This window comes from Olleya sp. UBA1516, from assembly GCF_002323495.1.
Lineage (GTDB): Bacteria > Bacteroidota > Bacteroidia > Flavobacteriales > Flavobacteriaceae > Olleya.
Window position 1 is genome coordinate 97156 of the sequence record NZ_DCQO01000003.1, and the last position, 22828, is coordinate 119983.

Genomic DNA, 22828 nt, shown 5'->3' on the forward strand with positions numbered 1-22828 from the left:
AATGTTGGTGATAATGTTGGAGACGTTGCTGGTATGGGAGCCGATTTATTTGGATCGTATGTTGCAACTGTTTTAGCAGCAATGGTTTTAGGTAATTATGTAATTAAAGATATGGGTGGAGCAATCACTGATGCTTTTGGAGGTATTGGTCCTATTCTACTTCCTATGTCTATTGCAGGAGTGGGAATAATAATTTCTATAATTGGAACGCTATTAGTTAAAATTAGTAGTAATGACGCTAAAGAGTCACAAGTAATGGGAGCTTTGAATCTTGGAAACTGGATGTCTATTGGTTTAGTTGCTGCTGCATGTTATGGATTAGTGACTTGGATGCTACCAGAAACAATGCAAATGAACTTTTTTGGAGAAGGTCTCCAAGATATTTCTAGCATAAGAGTGTTTTATGCAACTTTAGTGGGTCTATTTGTAGGAGCAGTAATTTCTTCGGTAACCGAATATTATACAGGATTAGGTAAAAAGCCAATTTTAAAAATAGTACAACAGTCTAGTACAGGAGCAGGAACAAATATTATTGCAGGTTTAGCAACAGGTATGATATCTACATTTCCTTCAGTATTACTATTTGCAGGAGCAATATGGGCATCGTACGCATTGGCAGGATTTTATGGTGTTGCTTTAGCAGCCTCTGCAATGATGGCAACTACTGCAATGCAATTAGCAATTGATGCGTTTGGACCAATATCTGATAATGCAGGAGGTATTGCCGAAATGAGTGAGCAAGAACCAATTGTAAGAGAACGTACAGATATACTAGACTCGGTTGGAAACACAACTGCAGCAACAGGTAAAGGTTTTGCTATTGCGTCTGCAGCATTAACATCATTAGCCTTATTTGCTGCTTATGTCACATTTACAGGTATTGACGGAATTAATATTTTTAAAGCACCAGTTTTAGCAATGTTATTTGTAGGAGGAATGGTGCCTGTAGTTTTTTCTGCATTGGCAATGAATGCTGTAGGAAAAGCAGCTATGGAAATGGTTGAAGAAGTGCGTAGACAATTTAGAGATATTCCAGGTATAATGGAAGGTACTGGTAAGCCAGAATACGATAAGTGTGTTGCTATTTCAACCAAAGCATCTTTAAAAGAAATGATGTTACCAGGATTATTAACCATTGGGTTTCCTTTGGTAATTGCTTTTGTTCCTATGATTTTTGGAATGAAACATTTAGCAATTGCTGAAATGCTAGGAGGTTACATGGCTGGTGTTACTGTAAGTGGTGTGCTTTGGGCTATTTTTCAGAATAATGCTGGAGGCGCATGGGATAATGCAAAAAAATCTTTTGAAGCAGGTGTCGAAATTAATGGTGAGATGACTTTTAAAGGGAGTGATGCACATAAAGCAGCAGTAACAGGAGATACTGTTGGAGATCCATTTAAAGATACTTCTGGACCATCAATGAATATTTTAATTAAGTTAACCTGTTTAATTGGTTTAGTAATTGCACCAATTTTAGGAGGTCATACCGAAACTGGAGTAGCTAATACAGACCAAGTAACTATTGAAAAAGAAATGATAGTTAACGATAATATTGCTGAGGCAACAATAACTTATTCTGTAATTATTGATGGAGAAGAGGTTGTTAAACAAGAACGCTTTAGAGGAAGTAAGGAAGATGTAGATGCTAAATTAAGAGACTTTGAAGCGTCTAATAACGTAGCGACTGAACAAAACAAAAAAACAATTAAAAAAATTGATGTCAAAAAAGGGTAATCCTTTATAAGAAATTTAAATTTTAAACCTGCTAATGACTTTAGCAGGTTTTTTTTATATTATATTTGATGTGATGAGTTGGTTTAAGAAAGATCCTTTGCAAATTATTTCATTTTTAAGTTATGGTACATCTAAGCGATTATACCATCGTGGTCGTGCGTTGGAAGATGAAACTATTGATTTAGAACAAAAAAGCTTACTAGCTTTAGTTTTAAATACATGGAAAAGATTTGAAACAGACGAGGTTAAAAAGACAAAGCTAAAAATAACATTGCCTAATAATAAAGTCATTTATACCAAGACAGATAAAGATGGTTATTATAAAATAGATAGAGCAATTGAGGATGTTGAGGTATTCATAAATACTGAAGGTTGGTTAAATATTGAAGTCGCCTATGATGATGCTACCCTAAAGCGAAACATACAAAATCAAAATAAGTTTCCTGCGCAAATACTTATCCCTAATTTAAATTCTGATTTTGGAATTATTAGTGATATTGATGACACTATATTGCATACAGGAGTGGTTTCTATATTAAAATGGCGTGTATTATATAATACTTTTTTTAAGCATGCTCAAAATAGAATACCACTTGAAGGCGCTGCTGAGTTTTATCATTTATTGCATAAAGGACCAAATGGAGATAAGACTAATCCTATATTTTATGTTAGTCATAGTCCATGGAATTTGTATCGCTACTTAGAGTTTTTTCTCAAAAAAAATAATTTCCCAAAAGGCCCTATTTTACTTAGAAGTTTCAGAACTATTTTTAAGAAAAAGTCATCTACTTGTAAGCCAGCAAAACAGTTAGAAATACAAAACATATTAAAGACATATCCCGATTTTACTTTTATATTAATAGGTGATAGTGGAGAGCATGATCCAGATATTTATCTAGAGATTGTTAATACTTTTCCCAATCGTATTAAAGCGGTTTATTTAAGAAGTGTAAACGATAATAAAAAAATTAAAAGAGTAAAAAGTTTACTTAACGCTTATAATACAACGCCTGTTTTATTAGTTAATTCTAGCAAGGACGCTATAATACATGCTAGAACAAATGGATTTATTAAGTAGTTACCCTTTTTAGTCATAAAAAAAAGGTCACATAATTATGTAACCTTTTTTATATTTAAACTGTTTTTTAAACAAGTTAAGTTACTCTAAAATAACCCATTTATTTCAGCATCAATTTTATTAATTATAGTTCCTAAATCTTCAGGATTAGCAACAAAGTCCATATTATCTACATCAATTACTAATAAATTACCTTTAGTATATCCATGGATCCAAGCTTCATAACGTTCGTTTAATCTACTTAAATAGTCAATACTAATTGAGTTTTCGTAATCACGACCACGTTTATGTATTTGAGATACTAGATTTGGGATAGAGCTACGTAAGTAAATCAATAAATCTGGACCTTCAACAAAACCTTCCATTAAATCAAATAACGATTTATAGTTTTCAAAATCACGATTGGTCATTAAACCCATTGCATGTAAATTAGGAGCAAAAATGTGCGCATCCTCATATATTGTTCTATCCTGAATAATATCTCTTCCGCTTTCGCGAATTTGTGATACTTGTCTAAAACGACTATTCAAAAAGTAAACCTGTAGGTTAAAACTCCAACGCTCCATTTGATTGTAAAAATCGTCAAGGTAAGGGTTGTCTACAACGTCCTCTAATTGAGCCTCCCAGTTAAAGTGTTTGGCTAATAATTTAGTAAGCGTCGTTTTTCCTGCGCCTATATTTCCTGCTATGGCAACGTGCATAGTTAGTCTGTTTTAAGTTGGTATTGATAAAGTAATTTGCGAGTGTAAATATACAGGATTTGATTGGTTACAAAAAACTGACTTATTAACATATTTGGTATATCGATCGCACTTATAGTTTTTGTTTCGTGGTTATAAAAATTTAATATATTTTCTTTCTCAAGTATTAAATTTTCGTTGTAAGCTTTAATGTTTGTGTAGCTATCATTTTTAAACTTATAAACTAAGCTTCCAAAATAATTATAGCAATACAAGTTGTTTTCGGTAAGAAGCCAACAATAATTATAATTACTAGTCAGGTCTAATACTTTGGAGCTAACCAGAATTGTCTTATAGCGTGTGGTTTTGGTTTGATAATCATACAACTCTAAGTATTGAAAATCTTGATTAAATAACCATATTGTATTGTCAAAACCCGTTGTAATGTGAGAAATATTTTTATAAGGTTGTAACGTGTTAAAGTCTAATTTAGAGACTTCGGCTAATCTATTATCTAATATAATTACAGTGTTTAAGTCACCATAAAACACATTAATTTTTAATGGATTAAAAGTGTGTACAGACGTTATATTGCCTAATTGGATATTGCTGTAATTAATAGTGTGTTTATCCGATTTTTTAAAAAGCACATTATTTTGAACATAATATAGGTTTTCAAAATTATTTTTAGAAATAAAAACATCAGCATTAAGGCTGTCCACTGCTATGTAATTTACAGATATTTTGTCTTGAGCGGACAGTGTTAAGCAGCTGATAAAAAAGAAAAGCACTAGTTGTTTCATGGGTTAACAATGTACAAAAACTAAACCAAACCTGTAACAATTTGTTTGTCAAGTAGACTAATATTTTTATTAGTAACTTTTATCTGTTATAGATTAAACTATCTGTAAAAATAAGAGTCTAAAGTGTAGAATATCAAATAATAAAATTTAAATAAAATGAAATTAAAATCAACTTTTAAAAATCTAGCAACACTGTTAGTATTGATTATTACTTCAAGCGTTTTTGCGCAAGATGCTTTTCAGGGTCAGGCAACTTACATGTCAAAAACGACAATGGATATGGATAATTTTGGTGGTCGTGAGTTAAGTCCAGAGCGAAAAAAAATGATAATGGAGCGTATGAAAACAATGCTTGAAAAAACATTTATTCTAGATTTTAATAAATCAGAATCTACTTATAAAGAAGATGAAGCATTAGAGGCTCCTGGTGGTGGAGGTAGAGGTTTTATGATGGGTGGAATGGCTGCTGGAACAATCTATAAGGATGTAAAAGAAAACGTGCTATTACATGATCAAGAGTTTTTTGGAAAGCAATTTTTAATTAACGATAGTTTAGTAAAATTAGATTGGAAAATGAGTGGCGAGTCTAAGCAGATCGGTAAATACACCGCTTTTAAAGCAACTGCTACTAAAAAAGTAGACGCTGCAGATTGGACAAATATGAGAAGAAGAGGAAATGATGGAGATAAAAAGAAGGACGATAATAAAGAAGTTGCAGAAGTAAAAAAAGATAGCACTAAAACTGATGCACCAAAAGATCCTTTTGATGATATTGAAATTCCAGAAGAAATTGAAGTGACTGCATGGTACACAATGGACATACCAGTTAATAGTGGTCCTGGTGAATATTGGGGACTTCCAGGTTTAATATTAGAGGTTAATGCAGGTAGAACAACTATTTTATGTTCTAAAATTGTTATGAATCCTTCTGATAAAAACGAAATTAAAAAACCAACCAAAGGTAAAGAAGTGACAATGGAAGAATACCAAGACATTGTAAAGAAAAAAATGGAAGAAATGCGCGAGATGTTTAGATCACGTGGTGGAAGAGGTAGAAATTAATTTTTTTCAATAAAAACCAATCAAAAATAACAAATGAAACACTTATTTACAGCACTACTGTTTTTAGTAGTAAGTACCACTTTTGCTCAAGTCAAGTTTGAAGGTGTCGTTAAGGATAGTACAGGATATGGACTAGAGTTAGCTAATGTTGTTGCTATAAACCAAGCAACAAAAACGCTTGAAGCGTATTCTATCACTAATGATAAAGGACGTTATAAATTAAATTTAGATGTTAATTCTTCTTATAGCATTCAGGTTAGTTATATTGGAATGAAACAAATTTCTGAAACCATTCAAACTAAGGAAGCGGATCTTTTTAAAGATTATGTAATGGCTATGGACAATAGTTTGGATGAAATTGAAATCACCTATGAAATGCCTGTAACTATTAGTGGAGATACAATAACCTATAATGCAGATTCTTTTAAAAACGGAACAGAACGTAAACTTGGTGATGTATTAGAGAAAATGCCAGGCGTTGAGGTAAATGATGATGGTGAGGTTGAAATAGAAGGAAAAAAGGTTGGTAAAGTCATGATTGATGGTAAGGAGTTTTTTGATGGTGATACTAAATTAGCTACAAAAAATATTCCTGCAAATGCTATTGATAAAGTGCAAGTTTTAAAGAACTATTCTGAAGTTGGACAGTTAAGTGGTGTGACTAATAATCAAGATAATATTGCTATTAATATTAAATTAAAAGAGGGTAAGAAAAACTTTTGGTTTGGAACAATAACAGCAGGAGGAGGAGATTCTAGTAGTGGCGAGTTGTACTTAGCACAACCTAAATTATTTTACTATAGCCCTAAAAAAAGTATCAACTTTATTGGTGACTTAAACAACATTGGAGAGTTGGCATTATCTAGACGAGATATATTTAATTTTTCCGGTGGTTTCCAACAACCTAGTCAACAAAGCGGAACCAATATTAGCTTAGGAAGCAACGATTTAGGCTTTAGACAACTTCAAAATAATCAAGCTAAAAGTTTAAATACCAAATTTGGTGCAGCTAACTTTAGTTACTCGCCAACAAGTGTTTTGGACGTTAGTGGATTTGCGATTTTTGCTAGTAGCAGAATTGAATTACAAGAAGACAGTCAAGTCTTATATACAGATCAGACATTAGGGATTCCAGATGAAACTACAGCTAGTAATACGCAACAAAAAAGTGATTTAGGACTAGTTAAATTTAGTGCTAAGTATAAACCAAATGCTAATAATCAATTGGATTATGATATACTTGGACGTACCTCTAAGGATCAGCAATTTAACGGAACTTTTTCTAATGTTGTTGGTGCAATTGAGCAATTTGAAGAAACTAATCCGTATAAAATAAATCAAAACCTGAATTATTATTATACCATGGATGAAGATAATATTTTTGCATTATCCGTTCAACATTTATTACAAGATGAAGATCCTTTTTATAATGCACTATTACAAAATGATCCAACAAGTTCGGCAGATCCATTTGATAATACTGCAGTAGGTTTAGGTCTAGATGGTACGCAGGTTTCTTACGATGTAAATCAACAAAAACGTGTTAAGACCAATCAGTTAGATGCTAAGGTTGACTATTGGAATATTTTAAACAAAAAAAGTGATATTAACTTTACTGTTGGTACCATATATAGCAATCAACAGTTTGATTCTAATGTGTTTCAGGCTTTGGATGATGGTAGCGAAGTTGACACCAACACATCAATACCAGGAGTGTCAGATATAAATGATATTAAATATACATTTAGCGATATATATCTTGGTGCGCATTACCGATTTAAAACAGGTAAATTTACTATTAGTCCAGGTTTATCTGCGCATGCTTATAGTGCAGTTAATGATCAATTTAACACAACAACTAAAGATAACTTTTTTAGAGTGCTTCCTGATTTAAATGTACGTGTGCAATTAAAAGGAACTGAAAATTTAAATTTATCATACAAAATGCAAACCCAATTTACAGATGTAAATCAGTTTGCTCAAGGTTTAGTTTTAAATAATTATAACTCGCAGTTTATAGGTAATCCAGAGCTAGAAAGTGCATTATCACATAATATAAACTTAAGCTACTTTAGCTTTAATATGTTTAATTATACTAATGTATTTGCATTTATAAATTATTCTAAGAATATTGATAACATTAGAAACGTATCAGAGTTTCAACCTGGATCAGTTATTAGAACTAGTACACCATATAATTCTGGCTTAGAGGATGAAAGTTTAAGTGCTAGTGGACGTTTTCAGAGACGTTTTGGTAAATTACAAGCCAGTGTAAGAGGTACATTTAATTATTCTAAGTTTAATCAATTTATTAATACTCAAATTTCGGTTAACGAAAATTATAACCAAAGTTACACCACAGAGTTGCGTTCAAACTTCAGAGAAGCACCTAATTTTGAGATACGCTATACGTATGGCTTAAACAACAGTGTTCAAGGAGATAGAACTACTAAAATATATACTAACGCACCAGCTGTTGAGTTTGATGCACTAATATTTAAAAAGTTTACTTTTAAAACAGATTATACTTATAGTCGTCAAACTATTGATGGTAATAGTAATAGTTTTGGATTATGGAATGCTAATTTAGCTTACCGTAAAACTAGTGATAGTAAATGGGAATATGAATTAAAAGCAACTAACTTGTTAGATACAGATTCTAGAATACAGAATAGTAATGGAGCATTTTCAGTTAGCACTAGTGAGTATTTTATACAACCAAGATTTTTAACTGCAAGGTTTATTTATAATCTATAAGTTACATAAAGTCATATTATAAAGCCCTTTAAATTAATGTTTAAAGGGCTTTTGTTTTGGTCTAAGTTATAGTAAATATGTTTAATTATTATTTAGACTTACCACTGATTAATACGATTAGAATCTAACTTAATGAAAATAAAAACTAATATAGTAAAGCCCCAAAGTCCAGAACCTCCATAACTAAAAAAGGGTAGAGGTATACCAATAGTAGGTATTAATCCCATAACCATGCCTATATTAATTAAAAAGTGTAAAAATAAAATAGCTCCTACAGCATAACCATACATCCTGCTAAATTGATTCTTCTGTCTTTCAGCTAAAACTAATATTCTTACAATTAAAAGTAAAAATACAACGACTGTTAAGAAGCTTCCAATAAAACCCCATTCTTCGCCAACTGTACTAAAAATGTAATCTGTGTGTTGTTCTGGTACAAAATTACCAGTTGTACGTGTACCTTCTAAAAAGCCTTTTCCTTTAAATCCACCACTACTAATTGCTTTTTCAGACTCGTTAAGGTTGTAAGCAACGGTCTTCTTCATGCGTTCTAGTTTGTCAGGATCTTTTTCTAAACTTAACCAAACTGTAATACGATCTTTTTGATGATCAGGCAGTATATTTTCATAAAAAAAACGGACAGTAAATGCTAAAGACGTGCATAGTAGTATTACAATTAATGGTTGTATTATTGAAGGTTTCTTTTTTCTTGTAAAATAGTATGTAAGTACTACAATTGCAGTAATTAATAGTGTGCTAATAACTCCAAATTTTAAAGCAAATATGGATAGTAGTATTAATAAAACACCAATAATTAAGTAAATGTGTGGTAATCCCTCTCTATATAAAACAAAGAAAAATGCACCATAAACTATGGCACTTCCAGCATCTGGTTGTAGTAAAACTAAAAGAGCAGGTACAACTATAATAGCAAAGGTTTTTAGTTGATCACTAAATCGCCTTATATCAGTATTTAAATCGCTAACATATTTAGCAACAGCTAACGCAGTAGCAACCTTAGCAAATTCGCCTGGTTGAAAGGTAAATGATCCAATTGGATACCAAGATGTTGCTCCATTTATATTTTTACCAAAAACAAAAAGACCAGCTAAGGATATTAAGGCAATAAAATAAATAATGCTAGAAAACCGCTCGTAAAACTTAGACTCTATGGAGAGTACCAAAACAATTAAAACTATAGATAGTCCTATAAATACTAGTTGTTTACTGTAAAAATGAGAGAAATTTGTAAACTCCAACGCTTCACCAGAATGTGATGCAGAGATTATGTTTACCCAACCAAAAATGACTAGAATAAAAAACAGGAAGATTGTTAACCAATCAAATTTATAATATCTATCAGTTTGCCTCATCTTTTAGTTTAGGTGTCACTTCCTGCAATAAGTCGGCATCTTTTAATGTAGGTGCAGGCACAATTTGCATTTGTGTTTCTCTGTTAATTTTAAAAGGTGCTCCGGATTGTGGTTTAGCATATTCGTTTTCTAGACTATGTGTTAAAATCCAAGTTTCTAAATCTGTTCGTGATATGGTTCCTTTTAAATATTTTTCAATCATTAGACTAGCCATTCTACCAGCAAATCGGCTTCCCCAATACCCATTTTCAACAAAAACAGCAATTGCTATTTTAGGATTGTCTTTTGGTGCAAAAGCAACAAATATGGAGTGATCGGTAAGCTGAGTTTTTACGCCATCAATTTTCGCATAATTTTCCGCAGTCCCAGTTTTCCCGCAAATTTCTATACCTTCCACTTGAAGACTTGCTGCTGTACCCTTGTTGTAAACATCAAACATACCTTGTACAACAGGCTCAAAATGTTTTCTGTCAATGGTAGTATATCTTGGTGTTCTATACTTTTCGTCAATTGGTTCTCCTTCAATTTCTTTAATAATATGAGGCGTTATAAAATAGCCACGATTAGCTATTGCTGCAACCATATTTGCAAGTTGTATAGGTGTTGCTTCGACTTCACCTTGACCAATTGCGTTAGAGGTCATAAAGGTAGAGCTCCATCTATTTTTGCCATACCATTTGTCGTAAAATTTACTGTCAGGAATGCGTCCTTTTCTACCAACAACTAAATCATATCCAAGATAATCACCTAAACCAAAACTTTTAGCATGGTTACTCCATGCGTCCATTCCTGTGGCTGCATTTGGGTATTTTTCTACGATACGTCTGTAGACATTCACAAAATAAGCATTGCAAGATTCGTAGATCCCTAAATTCATATCAACAGGACTTCTATGACTGTGGCATCCATGTAATTTTCTACCGTTATAATAATAACCCATTCTGCAACTAAATTGTTCGGTTGGGTTAACAACACCTTCCTGCAATCCTATAAGTGCGTTAATAACTTTAAAAGGAGAACCTGGTGCGTATTGTGCCTGTAATCCTCTATCAAAAGTTGGATTAGCTATGGAGTCGTTATAAAGTTTTGTAAAGTTTTTTGATCGATCTCTACCGACCAATATATTAGGGTCGTAACTAGGTCCAGACACTAAAGCTAAAATTTCGCCTGTTTTAGGATCTAAGGCAATAATACCTCCTCTTTTATTAGTCATTAATAACTCGCCATAGGCTTGTAAAGTAGCATCAATAGTTATTTTTATGTCTTTACCTGCTTCTGGTAACGTGTCATGGATACCGTCTTGGTAAGGTCCAAGGTTTCTATTAAATCTGTCTTTTTGTATAAATTTAATTCCCTTTTGTCCACGTAAAGTCGTCTCGTAAGAAGCTTCAACACCTTGTTTACCAATTAAGTCTCCAGATTGGTAATAGCTGTCGTTTTGTATGTTTCTATTGTTAACTTCTCCAATGTCTCCTAAAACATTGGCTCCAATAGCTGTTTCGTATTTTCTTAAATTTCTTTTTTGAATATAAAACCCTTCGTACTTGCGCATTTTTTCTTGTAATACAGCATAGTCCTCTTTGGATAAATGCGATACAAATACGTATGGTAATCGTGGCGAATATCTATAAGCTTTATTATATTTTTCAATAAAAGTTTGCTTGTCTATTTTTAAAAGATTGCAAAACTCAATAGTATCTAAAGGTTTAACCTCTCTTGGAATTACCATGACATCGTATGATGGTTGGTTGGATACTAAAAGTTTACCATTTCTGTCATAAACAAAACCACGCTTAGGATAGTCAAAAACTTTTCTAATCGCATTATCTTCGTATAAATTTGTAGAGGTTGCTTTGTATACTTGTAAGTAAAACAAGCGTCCAGTAAAAACAAGGCCTACAATTATTACAGAAAGAAGAAGAAATAATTTTCTCATTTAGATTTTGTGCTAAATATAGAAGTTATCAAAATACATAGCGTTATTGTGAATATACTAGAGAATAACGTGTGTTGAAGGACTAAAATTATTTTTGATATGTTAAATATTTCGAATAAAAAATAAGTAAAATGATGAATAAATGTTAGTATCGTTATATACGTTAGTCTTTGACCAAAATCAATGTTATTAAATTTTAGGGCTTGATGCTCATAAACTGCTCCAAAACTAAACTTTAAAACTGCAGGTCTTATAAAAGCAACTACCAAAGCAGCTGTAGCATTTACTCCACCAGAATCCATAAAAATATCAATTATTAGTCCCATTAAAAAACTAATAAATAAAAACAAAATGCGATTGTTTTTAACAGGATATAAAACGATAAAAAGGATGTAGATGTAAGGGTTTATATAACCTAAAAAGTTTATTTTACTAAATAAAAGTACTTGCAGTAATATAAGAACAACAAATCTTACAGTATGTATAGATAGTAGGTTATTCATTAGATTGAAGTAAATTATTAATTAGTTTTTTATCCTTATTTTCTATCACACTAACATGCTCAAGATTAGTCATGTCATTAAATAATAGTATTTCTACTTCGTAGTAATTTTTGGTAGCATCTAGTTTAAAACCTTCAACTTGACCTACTAAAATTCCTTTAGGAAAAATGGAAGAGCGTCCAGAGGTTATAATAGTATCACCTTTGTTAAGTTTTGCATTTTTCTGAATATCTGATAACTGAATATATCTTGGTGATTTACCATTCCAGCTTAAAGTACCAAACTGATTTGATTTTTTTAACTGACCGCTAATTTTATTAGTCGTGTTTAAAATTGATACTACAGTTGCATATTTACTATTAGTATTACCAATAATGCCAATAATACCTTTAGACGAAATTACCCCTAAATCTGGTTTAATACTGTCTTTACTACCTTTATTGATAGTTAAAAAATTGTTTTGTAACGCGTAGCTATTTTTAATAATCTTTGCGGTTGTAAACTTATATTTAGTGTTGAAGGAGGTTGAGTCTATAAAGGTCTCAGACTTTTCCGCTTGATTATTTAATATAGATCTTAAACGTGTATTTTCCTCATGTAGTTTGTCATTTTCTTCCTTTAAATGAAAATAACTACTAACCGAGTTTCCTATATTATAAACACCACCAGTTACATTATTAGCCGAGTTTATAAACTTACTTTTATGATAAGAATGCGATTGTATTGTCAGTCCTACTGAAACGCAAAGCAACAACAAGAAAAACAAAAACGATTTGTTTCTAAGTATAAAATTTACAATTTGTTGCATTCAGTTTCTGTTACTACTTTATCAATACACTTTTGTATTTCGGAATATTTTTAAGTGTGATTCCTGTACCTCTAACAACAGCACGTAAAGGGTCTTCTGCAATATAAACAGGTAAATCTGTTTTTTGCGACAGACGCTTATCTAAACCACGTAACATAGATCCACCACCAGCAAGATAAATACCAGTATTGTATATATCAGCAGCTAACTCTGGAGGAGTTTGAGATAAAGTCTCCATAACAGCATCCTCAATACGTAAAATGGATTTGTCTAAAGCCTTAGCAATCTCTCTATAACTAATTTGTACTTGCTTAGGTTTACCAGTTAAAAGATCACGTCCTTGAACGCTCATATCCTCTGGCGGAAGGTCTAAATCCTCAGTAGCAGCACCAATTTGTATTTTAATTTTTTCAGCAGTACGCTCTCCAACATATAAGTTATGTTGTGTGCGCATGTAATAAATAATATCGTTAGTAAAAACATCACCTGCAATTTTTACAGATTTGTCACAAACAATACCTCCTAAAGCAATGACTGCAATTTCAGTAGTACCACCACCTATATCCACAATCATATTCCCTTTTGGTTGCATAATATCTACACCAATACCAATAGCAGCAGCCATAGGCTCATGTATTAAGTAAACTTCTTTACCATTTACACGTTCGGCACTTTCTTTTACCGCACGCATTTCTACCTCAGTAATTCCAGACGGAATACAAATAACCATACGTAAAGCAGGCGTAAATAATTTCTTTTTTAACGCAGGAATATTTTTAATAAACAAACTTATCATTTGCTCAGACGCATCAAAATCTGCAATTACACCATCTTTTAAAGGCCTAATAGTTTTAATGTTTTCATGCGTTTTACCTTGCATCATGTTGGCTTCTTGTCCAACAGCAATGATTTTTCCGCTAATACGGTCACGTGCAACTATGGAAGGAGCATCGACAACGACTTTGTCGTTATGAATAATTAAAGTGTTGGCAGTACCTAAATCTATAGCGATTTCTTCTGTCAGGAAATCAAAAAATCCCATGTGTTATTTGTAATTATAAGGCGTTATTAAAAAGATGCAGTAAAAGTAATAAAAGTATGGTAATATAAGGATTTAATACCTTACAAATTTTATTAATCGTCACACAATTAGAAGATACGATAAAAAACAAGTTTTGGACGTTTAACGCTTTCGCGGAAATTGAGCCAAATAGTATAAAAAAAAGCTTCAGTGTTTAAACTGAAGCTTTTAGCTATTTGATATAATTTCGTTTTAAAATAAAACTAATTAATGTTTAAAATGACGTGTACCAGTCATAACCATTGCAATATTATTTTCATTACAATAATCAATGCTTAATTGATCCTTGATAGATCCTCCAGGTTGGATTACACTAGTGATTCCTGCATTACCAGCTATTTCTACACAATCCGGAAACGGAAAAAATGCATCACTAGCCATGACGCTATCTTTTAAATCAAAGTTAAAAGACATAGCTTTGTGTATGGCTTGATTTAGAGCATCAACACGACTAGTTTGACCAGTTCCGCTCGCACATAATTGTCTGTTTTTTACTAAAACAATAGTATTTGATTTTGTGTGCTTACATATTTTTGATGCAAAGATTAAATCATCAATAGCATCGCTAGAAGGTTTGTTATTTGTTACATAAGTTAAATCTTCAATTTGGTCTGTTTTATTATTTTTATCTTGCACTAAAACTCCGTTTAGGCAAGTTCTAACTGTTGTTGGAGCAAAATCAGTGTCTTTTAAAACAAGTAAAATTCTGTTTTTCTTACCTTTTAAAATTGCTTCAGCTTCCGCAGTAAATGAAGGTGCAATTACAACTTCACAAAATAATTTATGAATCTCTGAAGCACAAGCCTCATCAATTTCAGTATTACTAATTAAAACACCACCAAAAGCAGATACTGGATCACCAGCTAATGCATCTAGATACGCATTTAATACTGTGTCACGTTGTGCAAATCCACATGCATTGTTGTGTTTTAGTACTGCAAATGTAGGTTGTTCACCTTTAAATTCTTGAATTAAATTTACTGCAGCATCTACGTCTAAAAGGTTATTATAGCTTAACTCTTTACCATGTAGTTGTGTAAAAAGTGCATCAAAGTCTCCGTAAAAAAATCCTTTTTGGTGTGGGTTTTCTCCGTAACGTAATACTTTACCGTTTGTTTCACTTAATTTTAAAGCAGGAATAGTTTGGTCTGCATTAAAGTAGTTAAATATTGCAGAGTCGTAATGCGATGACACGTTAAATGCTTTGGCAGCAAATGCTTTTCTGTCAGCTTCAGATAAATCCCCTTTTTTCTCAGTAATTAATTCTAAAAATTCAGCATAATCGTCTACAGAAGATACGCAAATGACGTCTGCATAGTTTTTAGCAGCAGCACGAATTAAAGAAATCCCTCCAATATCAATTTTTTCGATAATATCTTGGTTAGAAGCACCAGAAGCTACTGTTTTTTCAAAAGGATATAAATCAACTATAACGACATCTATTTGTGGAATGTCAAAGTCTTTCATTTCTTTAACATCACCATCATGGTTTTGTCTATTTAAAATTCCTCCAAATACTTTAGGATGTAATGTCTTTACGCGACCACCTAAAATAGAAGGGTATGATGTCACATCCTCTACAGGAACGACGTCAATACCAAGGTTTTTAATAAAAGTTTCGGTTCCACCAGTAGAGTAGATGGTTACACCTTGTTTATTTAGCTCTTTAACGATAGGTTCTAATCCATCTTTGCTAAATACTGAGATTAATGCAGATTTAATTGTTTTGTTGCTCATTATAGTTGTGTTAATAAGCAAGCAAATTTAGGTAAAAGGAAATTGTTTTAGTTGAAAAACTTGAGTGGTTTTTCAACTAAAACAAGTAGTTATTAACATCTAAAGTATTTCTGAAACTTTACTACAAACAAACTCTAAAAAGCGCTCGTCAGCTTCTGTAAAAGGATCAGGTGTGTTGGAGTCGATGTCTATCTGTCCTATATTTTCTCCATTTACAAAAATAGGAACAACAATTTCTGCTTTAACAGTTATGCTACAAGCAATGTAATTGTCTTGTGCTGCAACATCAGGTACTACAAAATTTTGATTACTAACTGCGACTTGACCACAAATACCTTTACCAAAAGGGATAATGGTATGGTCTGTTGGAGCACCAACGTATGGTCCTAGTTTAAGTTCGTTTTTATCTCCATTTTTAAAGTAAAAACCTACCCAATTATAATAGGAAACGTTGTCATCTAGTAGTTGGCAAATTTGTAATAATTTTTCGTCTCTAGTATTATTTGTATTGGAAACAATAGTTTCAATTTGAGGTTTTAAAGTTTCGAAAGCCATTTATTTGAAAATTTTGGTAAAAGTATTTAAAAAGACGTAATTTTAACCATTATAAAAACTTAAAATTTATTCTTTTTTATTGAAAGATTTAATTGTAAAATATCGACTAGTAATCAAGTTTATACTTACTTTTTTGTTGGTATACGGATTTTTATCTCTGGCGTATAACTTTTATTTAGACGCCTCAAAAGGTAGTTTGTATTATCCCGATTACATTACTAATTTGGTCGCTAACCAATCTAAAAACTTACTAGAAAATTTTGGATATTCGACACAAGTTATTCCGCATCCAAATGAACCATCTATGAAGTTAATACTAGAAGGTAAGTATTTGGCTAGGGTAATAGAGGGTTGCAATGGTATGAGTATAATTATTCTATTTGTTTCGTTTATTGTCGCTTTTTCAGGAAAAATTAAAACAACAGTTTTGTATTTACTATCAGGTAGTGTCTTATTGTATGTGGTTAATCTTTTACGCATCGTTATATTGTCTATTGGATTATACCATTATCCTTGGCGTAAGGAAGAGTTGCATACAGTTATTTTTCCTGCTATAATTTATGGTATGGTTTTTTTACTTTGGATGTTTTGGGTTAATCGGTTTTCCAATATCAATAAGTAGATGAAAAAATGTTATAAATATGGTATTGTAGCTTTTTTGTTTATCCTTTTGGCATTAATAAGATGGTTTGAGAATGAGCTGTTTTATGATCCATATTTATCATTTTTCCATAATGATTATCTATACATGGATTCTCCAAGACAAGAGGTGTTTAAGTTAGTGGTTAATACCTCGTTTAGATATTTTTTAAATACAATAATTTCGTTACTTATATTATATGCTTTTTTTAAAGAAAAAAGTTTAATAACATTTGCTAGTATAATTTATTTAGTGTCGTTTATAGTTTTGATAATGTGTTATTTGTATTTTGTTTTAGATCCAAAACAAGAAAACTATTATATCTTTTTTAACCTTCGTCGTTTTTTAATACAACCTATTATTCTTTTATTGCTATTTCCTGCTTTTTATTACAATAAATTACGTCAATAATTTAAGGTTACAGTACTCTAATGTGCTTGTATTCAGTGTTTTTTATCGTTAGAATAATCATTTTCTTACATTTGGTCGGTTATAGGTGTCTTTTGGCGATTAAATGGTTTCAGTCTAAGTCTGTAAACCTACTTTTGCTTCAATATCATTTACTTTGCCCGAGTAATGATATATCCCTCAAATTTAAAATCTTAACCTATGAAGAAAACTACTTTGTTTTTCAGTGCGCTTTTGTGTGCGATGTTATTTTTGTCTTTTACAGCTCAAGCTCAAGAATCAGATTTTGACAGTGACGGAATTGTTGATCGATTAGATGTCGATGATGATAACGACGGAATTAGAGATACTGTTGAGTGTCCCACTATTCCTGGAGCTGCTAATGCACAAGTTGATAAAATTTCTTGGGAATTAAATAATATTCAAGTCTACACAATTGGAGCCAATACAAATGGTTTAGGTTATCAAGAGTCTGGTTTTCAAAAAGAAGTATATGATAGAGGTCAGCCTTTAACAGTTTTAAATGGCGCTTCGGATTATTCTTTTCCTGCATCGTCTTGGACTTCTGGTTCTGCAAATACAAGTGTTGGAACTTTTGCTAATGGGACTGTTTCTTTTGAAGATAATTATTATAGAAGAACATCACAGGCTAGAATTAATTTATTTAGGCCAACTACTTCTGGTGGTTTTACTTCGGGTAGTGGACCTTCTAATGGTTTATATGTCTACCCAGAGGTAGGTAATCTAACGGGAGATTACTATACTGTAAACGTTAATTTTACTGAACCTGTAGCATCTTTTAGTTTTGATTTTGTAGATATATACGATACTAATGCTAATACTGAGGTTATAAACTACGAAGTATATGCAGACGGAAACTTAATAGCTTATTTTAGTAATTCCTACATTGGAGATGACCAATTAGGAAACATTAATTTATATGATGCTAACGGTACTTTTAGAGGATCTGTTTTAGCTGGACAAAATATTGAAAACACTATAGGTTTTGTTACTAGTGACCCTGTTAGTCATGTGGCTATTAGACACATTGTAGTTTCGGGTCAATTAGGAGCGAGCACACATGATCCTCATGGGTTAGATGGATTAGCTTACAGTTTTTTATGTCAACCACAATTTGATATTGATGTTGATAATGATGGTATTCCTGACAATGTTGAAGCACAGACAACAGCTGGATATATAGCTCCAAGTGGAGTTGTAAATACAAGTGGAGCGAATAGCGGTTTGTATAATAATTACGGTTCTGGATTTACACCTGTAAATACAGATGGGACAGATCTACCAGATTATTTAGATACAGATACTGATAATGACGGAATTTTAGATATTAACGAAAACGGTCAGGCTAGCTCATTATCTAACATTGATACAGATAAAGATGGTTTAGATAATAATTTTGATTTTGTAACTGTAGGATACGACTCTAATGACGAAGTGACTACAGGAGATATTCCAAACCTTGTGTCTTCTTTTGGAGATTTTGATAATGATGCAGCAACAGGAGGTGATTTAGATTATAGGGATAATAATACAGCTATTATTGGATCTAATACCATAGATTTTGATGGTGTTGATGATTATTTAGATGCGCCCAATTTTATTAGTAATTGGACAGAAGCTACAATGATGGCTTGGGTTAAAATTGAAGGGAATAATACTGCGTTGCCTAACCTATTTAGTATTGCAGGTCAAGAAAATATGCGTTTATACATAAGTAATGGTAGAGTACCAGGATTTCTTGTGTATACTCAGGATCAAGTTACTGCATCAGATAATTTTCCAGATACAAGTTTTACAGCATTACCAGACCCTTCACTTAATTTAAAAATTGATAGTGATATATGGTATCATATTGCAGGTGTTTTTGATGCATCAACAAATTCTGTTAAACTATACGTCAATGGTGAGTTAGTTGGTACTGAGACAGATCCATTATTAAATTCAGAATTACTAACTAAAAATTTTAATGGAACTTCTCATATTTATTCAAGTAGACCTTTTACTGTTGGAAGATATCCAACCAATACTAGTCCAGCAGGTTTTGGACATTTAGATGGTAATATTGATGAGGTTAGAGTCTTTAAAAAAGCGTTAACTACAGATCAATTACAGAGTATGGTTTATCAAGAAATAGAAAATAACTCTGGAACAATACAAGGAGCAATTATTGAAAAAGATATTATTGATTTTACAACGTCAGCACCAATACAATGGACTGCATTAGAAGCATATTATCCAATGACAAATATTGTTAATGGTTTGGCTTATGACGAATCTAACGCATTACGTCATTTAAAATTAAATAATATCACAACAGTACAGGAGCAAACAGCGCCTATGCCTTATCAGTCATCTGATAATGGAGCTTGGACAAATGAAAGCACTTGGTTACATGGTGATGTTTGGGATATTGAAAATTTACCAAATAAAGATTGGTCAATAGTTCATATTAAAAACCGAGTGACTACAAATGCGTCACACACACATTTAGGTTTAATTATAGACAATAATAAAACACTTGTTGTTAATGGTGATAATGAAATTAAAAACACTTGGTATCTAGAATTGAATGGAGTTTTAAATTTGAAAAATGAATCTCAGTTAGTGCAAACTAGATTAAGTGAATTAAAGGTGACAAGTTCTGGTAAGATAATAAGACGTCAGCAAGGGACTAATAATGTTTACAGATATAACTATTGGAGTTCTCCCGTAGGTGTACAAAGTACAGTAGCTAATAATACAGATTTCTCTTTAAATATGTTAAGTGATGCTAATGGAGCAATACAGTTTACTACAGGTTATACACCTCCAGTTACTACTCCTGCAACTTTAAGTACGTATTGGTTATATACTTATAAAAACGGATTTAATTATTATCAATGGGCTCCATTGGATGAAAACTCTGGTATTGAAGCAGGAGTAGGTTATTCGCAAAAAGGAACAGGAGTAGGGACTACTGATTTTGAATATTTTTTCGAAGGAAAACCAAATAATGGCGACATTTTTATTAGTGTAAATGATGCAGGTGGACCTGGATCTGTTGGAGGAACTTCTAAAACACAGTATTTATTAGGTAATCCATATCCATCTGCTATTGATGCAAATACATTTATAGCTGATAATGCAGGTTTAATTAATGGAGCTGTGTACCTTTGGGAGCAATGGGCTGGAAATAGTCATATTTTAAATCAGTATGAAGGTGGTTATGCGACTTTAAATTTTGTTGGAGGAACCAAAGCTTATCAATTTGTAGGTTTAAATGGTGATAATACTGGTGTGCAAGGTGGTACTAAAACACCAAAACGTTACATTCCAGTTGCTCAAGGGTTTATGGCCGAAATTGTAGGAAGTGGAAATGTAGAATTTAATAACGATCAACGTGTATTTAAAACAGAGATTTCAGGTGATTCTCAGTTTTTGAGATCAACTACAGCAGCAACTCCGGATGCTAGTGATTCAGAATTGCAAGTTATGAGATTAGAATTTGAAACTTCTAATCATTTAACAAGAGAGTTATTATTAGCTTTTGGTAATAATACTGGAGACGATGTTTTTGATTACGGTTATGATGCTAAAGCAAATGAGTTTTTTGCTAACGATTTATTATCAACATTAAATAATGAGAAATATACTATTCAAGCGTATTCTACAATTCAACCTGATAAAGAAGTAGCATTAGTTTTAAATAGTGATGCAACTGTTACTTATTCTATTAGAATGACTGAGGTAGAAAACATTGATGATGATCAAGTAATCTATTTATATGATACTTTAGAAGGTGTGTATCACGATTTAAGAACAGGAGATTATAACTTTAGTGCAACAGCTGGAGAAGATGCTACTCGTTTTAAAATTGTATTTAATTCAGGTGAATCTTTATCAAACGAAGACTTTGAAGCTGCTAACGATATTTCAATTTTTGTAAATAATAATCTAAGCCAACTTCATATTAAAGGTTTGAGTCAAGATATAAAAGGCTTAAACTTAATTAATATGCTAGGTCAAAACGTAATGAAAATGACTAACGTAAGTGCAAACCAAGTAAGTTCTGGAGTTAAGCTTAGTAACTTAAGTACTGGAGTTTACATTGTAGATGTTACTTTAAAAGATGGAAGAACATTATCTAAAAAAGTTACGATCAACTAATTTAGATTTAAGGATATAAAAAAGCCTCAACATTTGTTGAGGCTTTTTTTGTATTTTAATAATAGGTTTAGAATGTATTACATCATTCCTGGCATACCTCCACCCATAGGCATTCCGCCTCCAGCGCTTTCTTCTTTAATATCAATTAAAGCGCACTCAGTAGTTAAGATCATTCCAGCAACAGAAGCAGCATTTTCTAATGCAATTCTTGTTACTTTTTTAGGATCTATAATACCAGCTTTAAGCATGTCTACGTAAGTTTCTGTCTTAGCATCGTATCCAAAGTCTTTTTTACCTTCCATAACCTTAGAAACAACAACGCTACCTTCTCCACCAGCATTTTCAACTATAGTACGTAAAGGCGCTTCAATAGCACGCGCTACAATTTGTATTCCTGTAGTTTCGTCTAAGTTTTCAGTAGTAATCTTTTCTAGAACAGATTTTGCTCTAACTAAAGCAACACCACCTCCAGCAACAATACCTTCTTCTACAGCAGCACGAGTTGCGTGTAAAGCATCATCTACACGGTCTTTTTTCTCTTTCATTTCAACTTCACTAGCTGCACCAACATAAAGTACTGCAACACCACCTGCTAACTTAGCTAGACGTTCTTGTAGTTTCTCTTTATCGTAGTCACTAGTTGTTGTTTCAATCTGAGCTTTAATTTGATTAACTCTGTTTTTAATTAAGCTTTTGTCTCCAGCTCCATTAACAACAGTTGTGTTGTCTTTGTCAATTGTAACACGTTCTGCAGTACCTAACATTTCTAAAGTAGTATTTTCAAGAGTAAAACCTCTCTCTTCAGATACCACTGTTCCACCTGTTAAAATAGCAATATCTTCTAACATTGCTTTTCTGCGGTCTCCAAACCCTGGAGCTTTAACTGCAGCAATTTTAAGAGAGCCACGTAATTTATTAACTACTAAAGTCGCTAAAGCTTCTCCATCAACATCTTCTGCAATAATTAATAAAGGTTTACCTGATTGAGCAACTGGCTCTAATACTGGTAATAAATCCTTCATTGTAGATACTTTTTTATCGTATAATAAAATGTATGGATTTTCTAAATCAGTAATCATTTTGTCACTGTTAGTTACAAAATAAGGAGATAAATATCCTCTGTCAAACTGCATACCTTCTACAATATCGACGTACGTTTCCGTTCCTTTAGCTTCTTCTACAGTGATAACACCTTCTTTTCCAACTTTACCAAATGCTTTAGCAATTAAGTCTCCAATAACATCATCGTTATTTGCAGAGATAGAGGCAACTTGTTTTATTTTTTCAGAAGAGTTTCCTACTTCTTTAGATTGTTTACCTAAATCAGTTACTATAGCTTCTACTGCTTTGTCAATTCCACGTTTTAAATCCATTGGATTGGCACCTGCAGCAACGTTTTTTAAACCTTCTTTTACTATAGCTTGTGCTAATACAGTAGCGGTAGTTGTTCCGTCTCCTGCTAAATCATTAGTTTTTGAAGCTACTTCTTTTACCATTTGAGCTCCC

The 22828-nt window shown here is 32.2% G+C and carries 17 protein-coding genes; 7 read left to right on the forward strand and 10 right to left on the reverse strand.

What is annotated here, in order from left to right:
- Positions 1-1734: sodium-translocating pyrophosphatase (locus B2989_RS00920; protein WP_292942740.1), on the forward strand; the 1734-nt coding region annotated here is incomplete at its 5' end.
- Between the two features lie 34 nt (positions 1735-1768).
- Entirely contained in the window at positions 1769-2812 is a 1044-nt protein-coding gene (locus B2989_RS00925; protein WP_292942743.1) for an App1 family protein, read from the forward strand.
- A gap of 86 nt (positions 2813-2898) precedes the next feature.
- On the opposite strand, the gene B2989_RS00930 is transcribed toward B2989_RS00925, so the two are convergent.
- Together B2989_RS00930 and B2989_RS00935 are read right to left on the reverse strand one after the other, a co-directional pair.
- Entirely contained in the window at positions 2899-3513 is a 615-nt protein-coding gene (locus tag B2989_RS00930; RefSeq protein ID WP_145003349.1) for a deoxynucleoside kinase, read from the reverse strand.
- Between the two features lie 2 nt (positions 3514-3515).
- Positions 3516-4295: a hypothetical protein gene (locus B2989_RS00935; protein ID WP_292942747.1), complete on the reverse strand. Its 780-nt coding sequence runs from the start codon at positions 4293-4295 to the stop codon at positions 3516-3518.
- Positions 4296-4451: 156 nt separating this feature from the next.
- Between B2989_RS00935 and B2989_RS00940 the strand changes: the two genes are divergently transcribed.
- Both B2989_RS00940 and B2989_RS00945 read left to right on the forward strand, forming a co-directional pair.
- On the forward strand, positions 4452-5357 hold the full coding sequence (locus B2989_RS00940; RefSeq protein WP_292942750.1) for a GLPGLI family protein: 906 nt from the start codon (positions 4452-4454) through the stop codon (positions 5355-5357).
- Between the two features lie 33 nt (positions 5358-5390).
- Positions 5391-8114, forward strand: coding sequence for an outer membrane beta-barrel protein (locus B2989_RS00945; RefSeq protein ID WP_292942753.1), 2724 nt, complete (start codon positions 5391-5393; stop codon positions 8112-8114).
- A gap of 98 nt (positions 8115-8212) precedes the next feature.
- Here B2989_RS00945 and rodA read toward each other — a convergent pair whose 3' ends face one another.
- From rodA to B2989_RS00980, 7 genes are all read right to left on the reverse strand, one after another.
- On the reverse strand, positions 8213-9487 hold the full coding sequence (gene rodA, locus B2989_RS00950) for a rod shape-determining protein RodA (protein ID WP_292942756.1): 1275 nt from the start codon (positions 9485-9487) through the stop codon (positions 8213-8215).
- Positions 9474-11423 carry a penicillin-binding protein 2 gene (gene mrdA / locus B2989_RS00955; protein ID WP_292942759.1) on the reverse strand — a complete coding sequence of 650 codons (1950 nt, stop codon included), beginning with the start codon at positions 11421-11423 and terminating at the stop codon, positions 9474-9476. The genes rodA and mrdA overlap by 14 nt, the downstream gene beginning before the upstream one ends.
- Positions 11420-11926: a rod shape-determining protein MreD gene (locus B2989_RS00960; protein WP_145003330.1), complete on the reverse strand. Its 507-nt coding sequence runs from the start codon at positions 11924-11926 to the stop codon at positions 11420-11422. The genes mrdA and B2989_RS00960 overlap by 4 nt, the downstream gene beginning before the upstream one ends.
- A complete protein-coding gene (mreC, locus tag B2989_RS00965) occupies positions 11919-12734 on the reverse strand; it encodes a rod shape-determining protein MreC (protein ID WP_292942764.1) in 816 nt (271 codons plus the stop codon). The genes B2989_RS00960 and mreC overlap by 8 nt, the downstream gene beginning before the upstream one ends.
- A 13-nt stretch (positions 12735-12747) precedes the next feature.
- Positions 12748-13776 carry a rod shape-determining protein gene (locus tag B2989_RS00970; protein ID WP_028283484.1) on the reverse strand — a complete coding sequence of 343 codons (1029 nt, stop codon included), beginning with the start codon at positions 13774-13776 and terminating at the stop codon, positions 12748-12750.
- Positions 13777-14022: 246 nt separating this feature from the next.
- Positions 14023-15552 (reverse strand): bifunctional phosphoribosylaminoimidazolecarboxamide formyltransferase/IMP cyclohydrolase, encoded by a 1530-nt coding sequence (gene purH / locus B2989_RS00975; protein WP_292942774.1) that lies wholly within the window; start codon positions 15550-15552, stop codon positions 14023-14025.
- Between the two features lie 99 nt (positions 15553-15651).
- Positions 15652-16107 carry a GAF domain-containing protein gene (locus tag B2989_RS00980; RefSeq protein WP_145003324.1) on the reverse strand — a complete coding sequence of 152 codons (456 nt, stop codon included), beginning with the start codon at positions 16105-16107 and terminating at the stop codon, positions 15652-15654.
- Positions 16108-16186: 79 nt separating this feature from the next.
- Here B2989_RS00980 and xrtF point away from each other — a divergent pair, with 79 nt between their 5' ends.
- From xrtF to B2989_RS00995, 3 genes are all read left to right on the forward strand, one after another.
- Positions 16187-16729: an exosortase family protein XrtF gene (gene xrtF, locus B2989_RS00985; protein ID WP_145003321.1), complete on the forward strand. Its 543-nt coding sequence runs from the start codon at positions 16187-16189 to the stop codon at positions 16727-16729.
- Complete coding sequence (locus B2989_RS00990; RefSeq protein WP_292942778.1) at positions 16730-17158, forward strand: exosortase F system-associated membrane protein; 429 nt, start codon at positions 16730-16732, stop codon at positions 17156-17158.
- Positions 17159-17356: 198 nt separating this feature from the next.
- Positions 17357-21322, forward strand: coding sequence for a LamG-like jellyroll fold domain-containing protein (locus B2989_RS00995; protein ID WP_292942781.1), 3966 nt, complete (start codon positions 17357-17359; stop codon positions 21320-21322).
- Positions 21323-21399: 77 nt separating this feature from the next.
- On the opposite strand, the gene groL is transcribed toward B2989_RS00995, so the two are convergent.
- On the reverse strand, positions 21400-22828 hold a 1429-nt coding region (gene groL / locus B2989_RS01000), incomplete at its 5' end, for a chaperonin GroEL (protein WP_292942784.1).

Bases quoted from the DNA above. Each gene is read 5' to 3' on its own strand.
- B2989_RS00925 (WP_292942743.1), top strand. From the start codon at position 1,769: ATGACTTTAGCAGGTTTTTTTTATATTATATTTGATGTGATGAGTTGG.
- B2989_RS00930 (WP_145003349.1), bottom strand. From the start codon at position 3,513: ATGCACGTTGCCATAGCAGGAAATATAGGCGCAGGAAAAACGACGCTT.
- B2989_RS00935 (WP_292942747.1), bottom strand. From the start codon at position 4,295: ATGAAACAACTAGTGCTTTTCTTTTTTATCAGCTGCTTAACACTGTCC.
- B2989_RS00940 (WP_292942750.1), top strand. From the start codon at position 4,452: ATGAAATTAAAATCAACTTTTAAAAATCTAGCAACACTGTTAGTATTG.
- B2989_RS00945 (WP_292942753.1), top strand. From the start codon at position 5,391: ATGAAACACTTATTTACAGCACTACTGTTTTTAGTAGTAAGTACCACT.
- rodA (WP_292942756.1), bottom strand. From the start codon at position 9,487: ATGAGGCAAACTGATAGATATTATAAATTTGATTGGTTAACAATCTTC.
- mrdA (WP_292942759.1), bottom strand. From the start codon at position 11,423: ATGAGAAAATTATTTCTTCTTCTTTCTGTAATAATTGTAGGCCTTGTT.
- B2989_RS00960 (WP_145003330.1), bottom strand. From the start codon at position 11,926: ATGAATAACCTACTATCTATACATACTGTAAGATTTGTTGTTCTTATA.
- mreC (WP_292942764.1), bottom strand. From the start codon at position 12,734: ATGCAACAAATTGTAAATTTTATACTTAGAAACAAATCGTTTTTGTTT.
- B2989_RS00970 (WP_028283484.1), bottom strand. From the start codon at position 13,776: ATGGGATTTTTTGATTTCCTGACAGAAGAAATCGCTATAGATTTAGGT.
- purH (WP_292942774.1), bottom strand. From the start codon at position 15,552: ATGAGCAACAAAACAATTAAATCTGCATTAATCTCAGTATTTAGCAAA.
- B2989_RS00980 (WP_145003324.1), bottom strand. From the start codon at position 16,107: ATGGCTTTCGAAACTTTAAAACCTCAAATTGAAACTATTGTTTCCAAT.
- B2989_RS00990 (WP_292942778.1), top strand. From the start codon at position 16,730: ATGAAAAAATGTTATAAATATGGTATTGTAGCTTTTTTGTTTATCCTT.
- B2989_RS00995 (WP_292942781.1), top strand. From the start codon at position 17,357: ATGAAGAAAACTACTTTGTTTTTCAGTGCGCTTTTGTGTGCGATGTTA.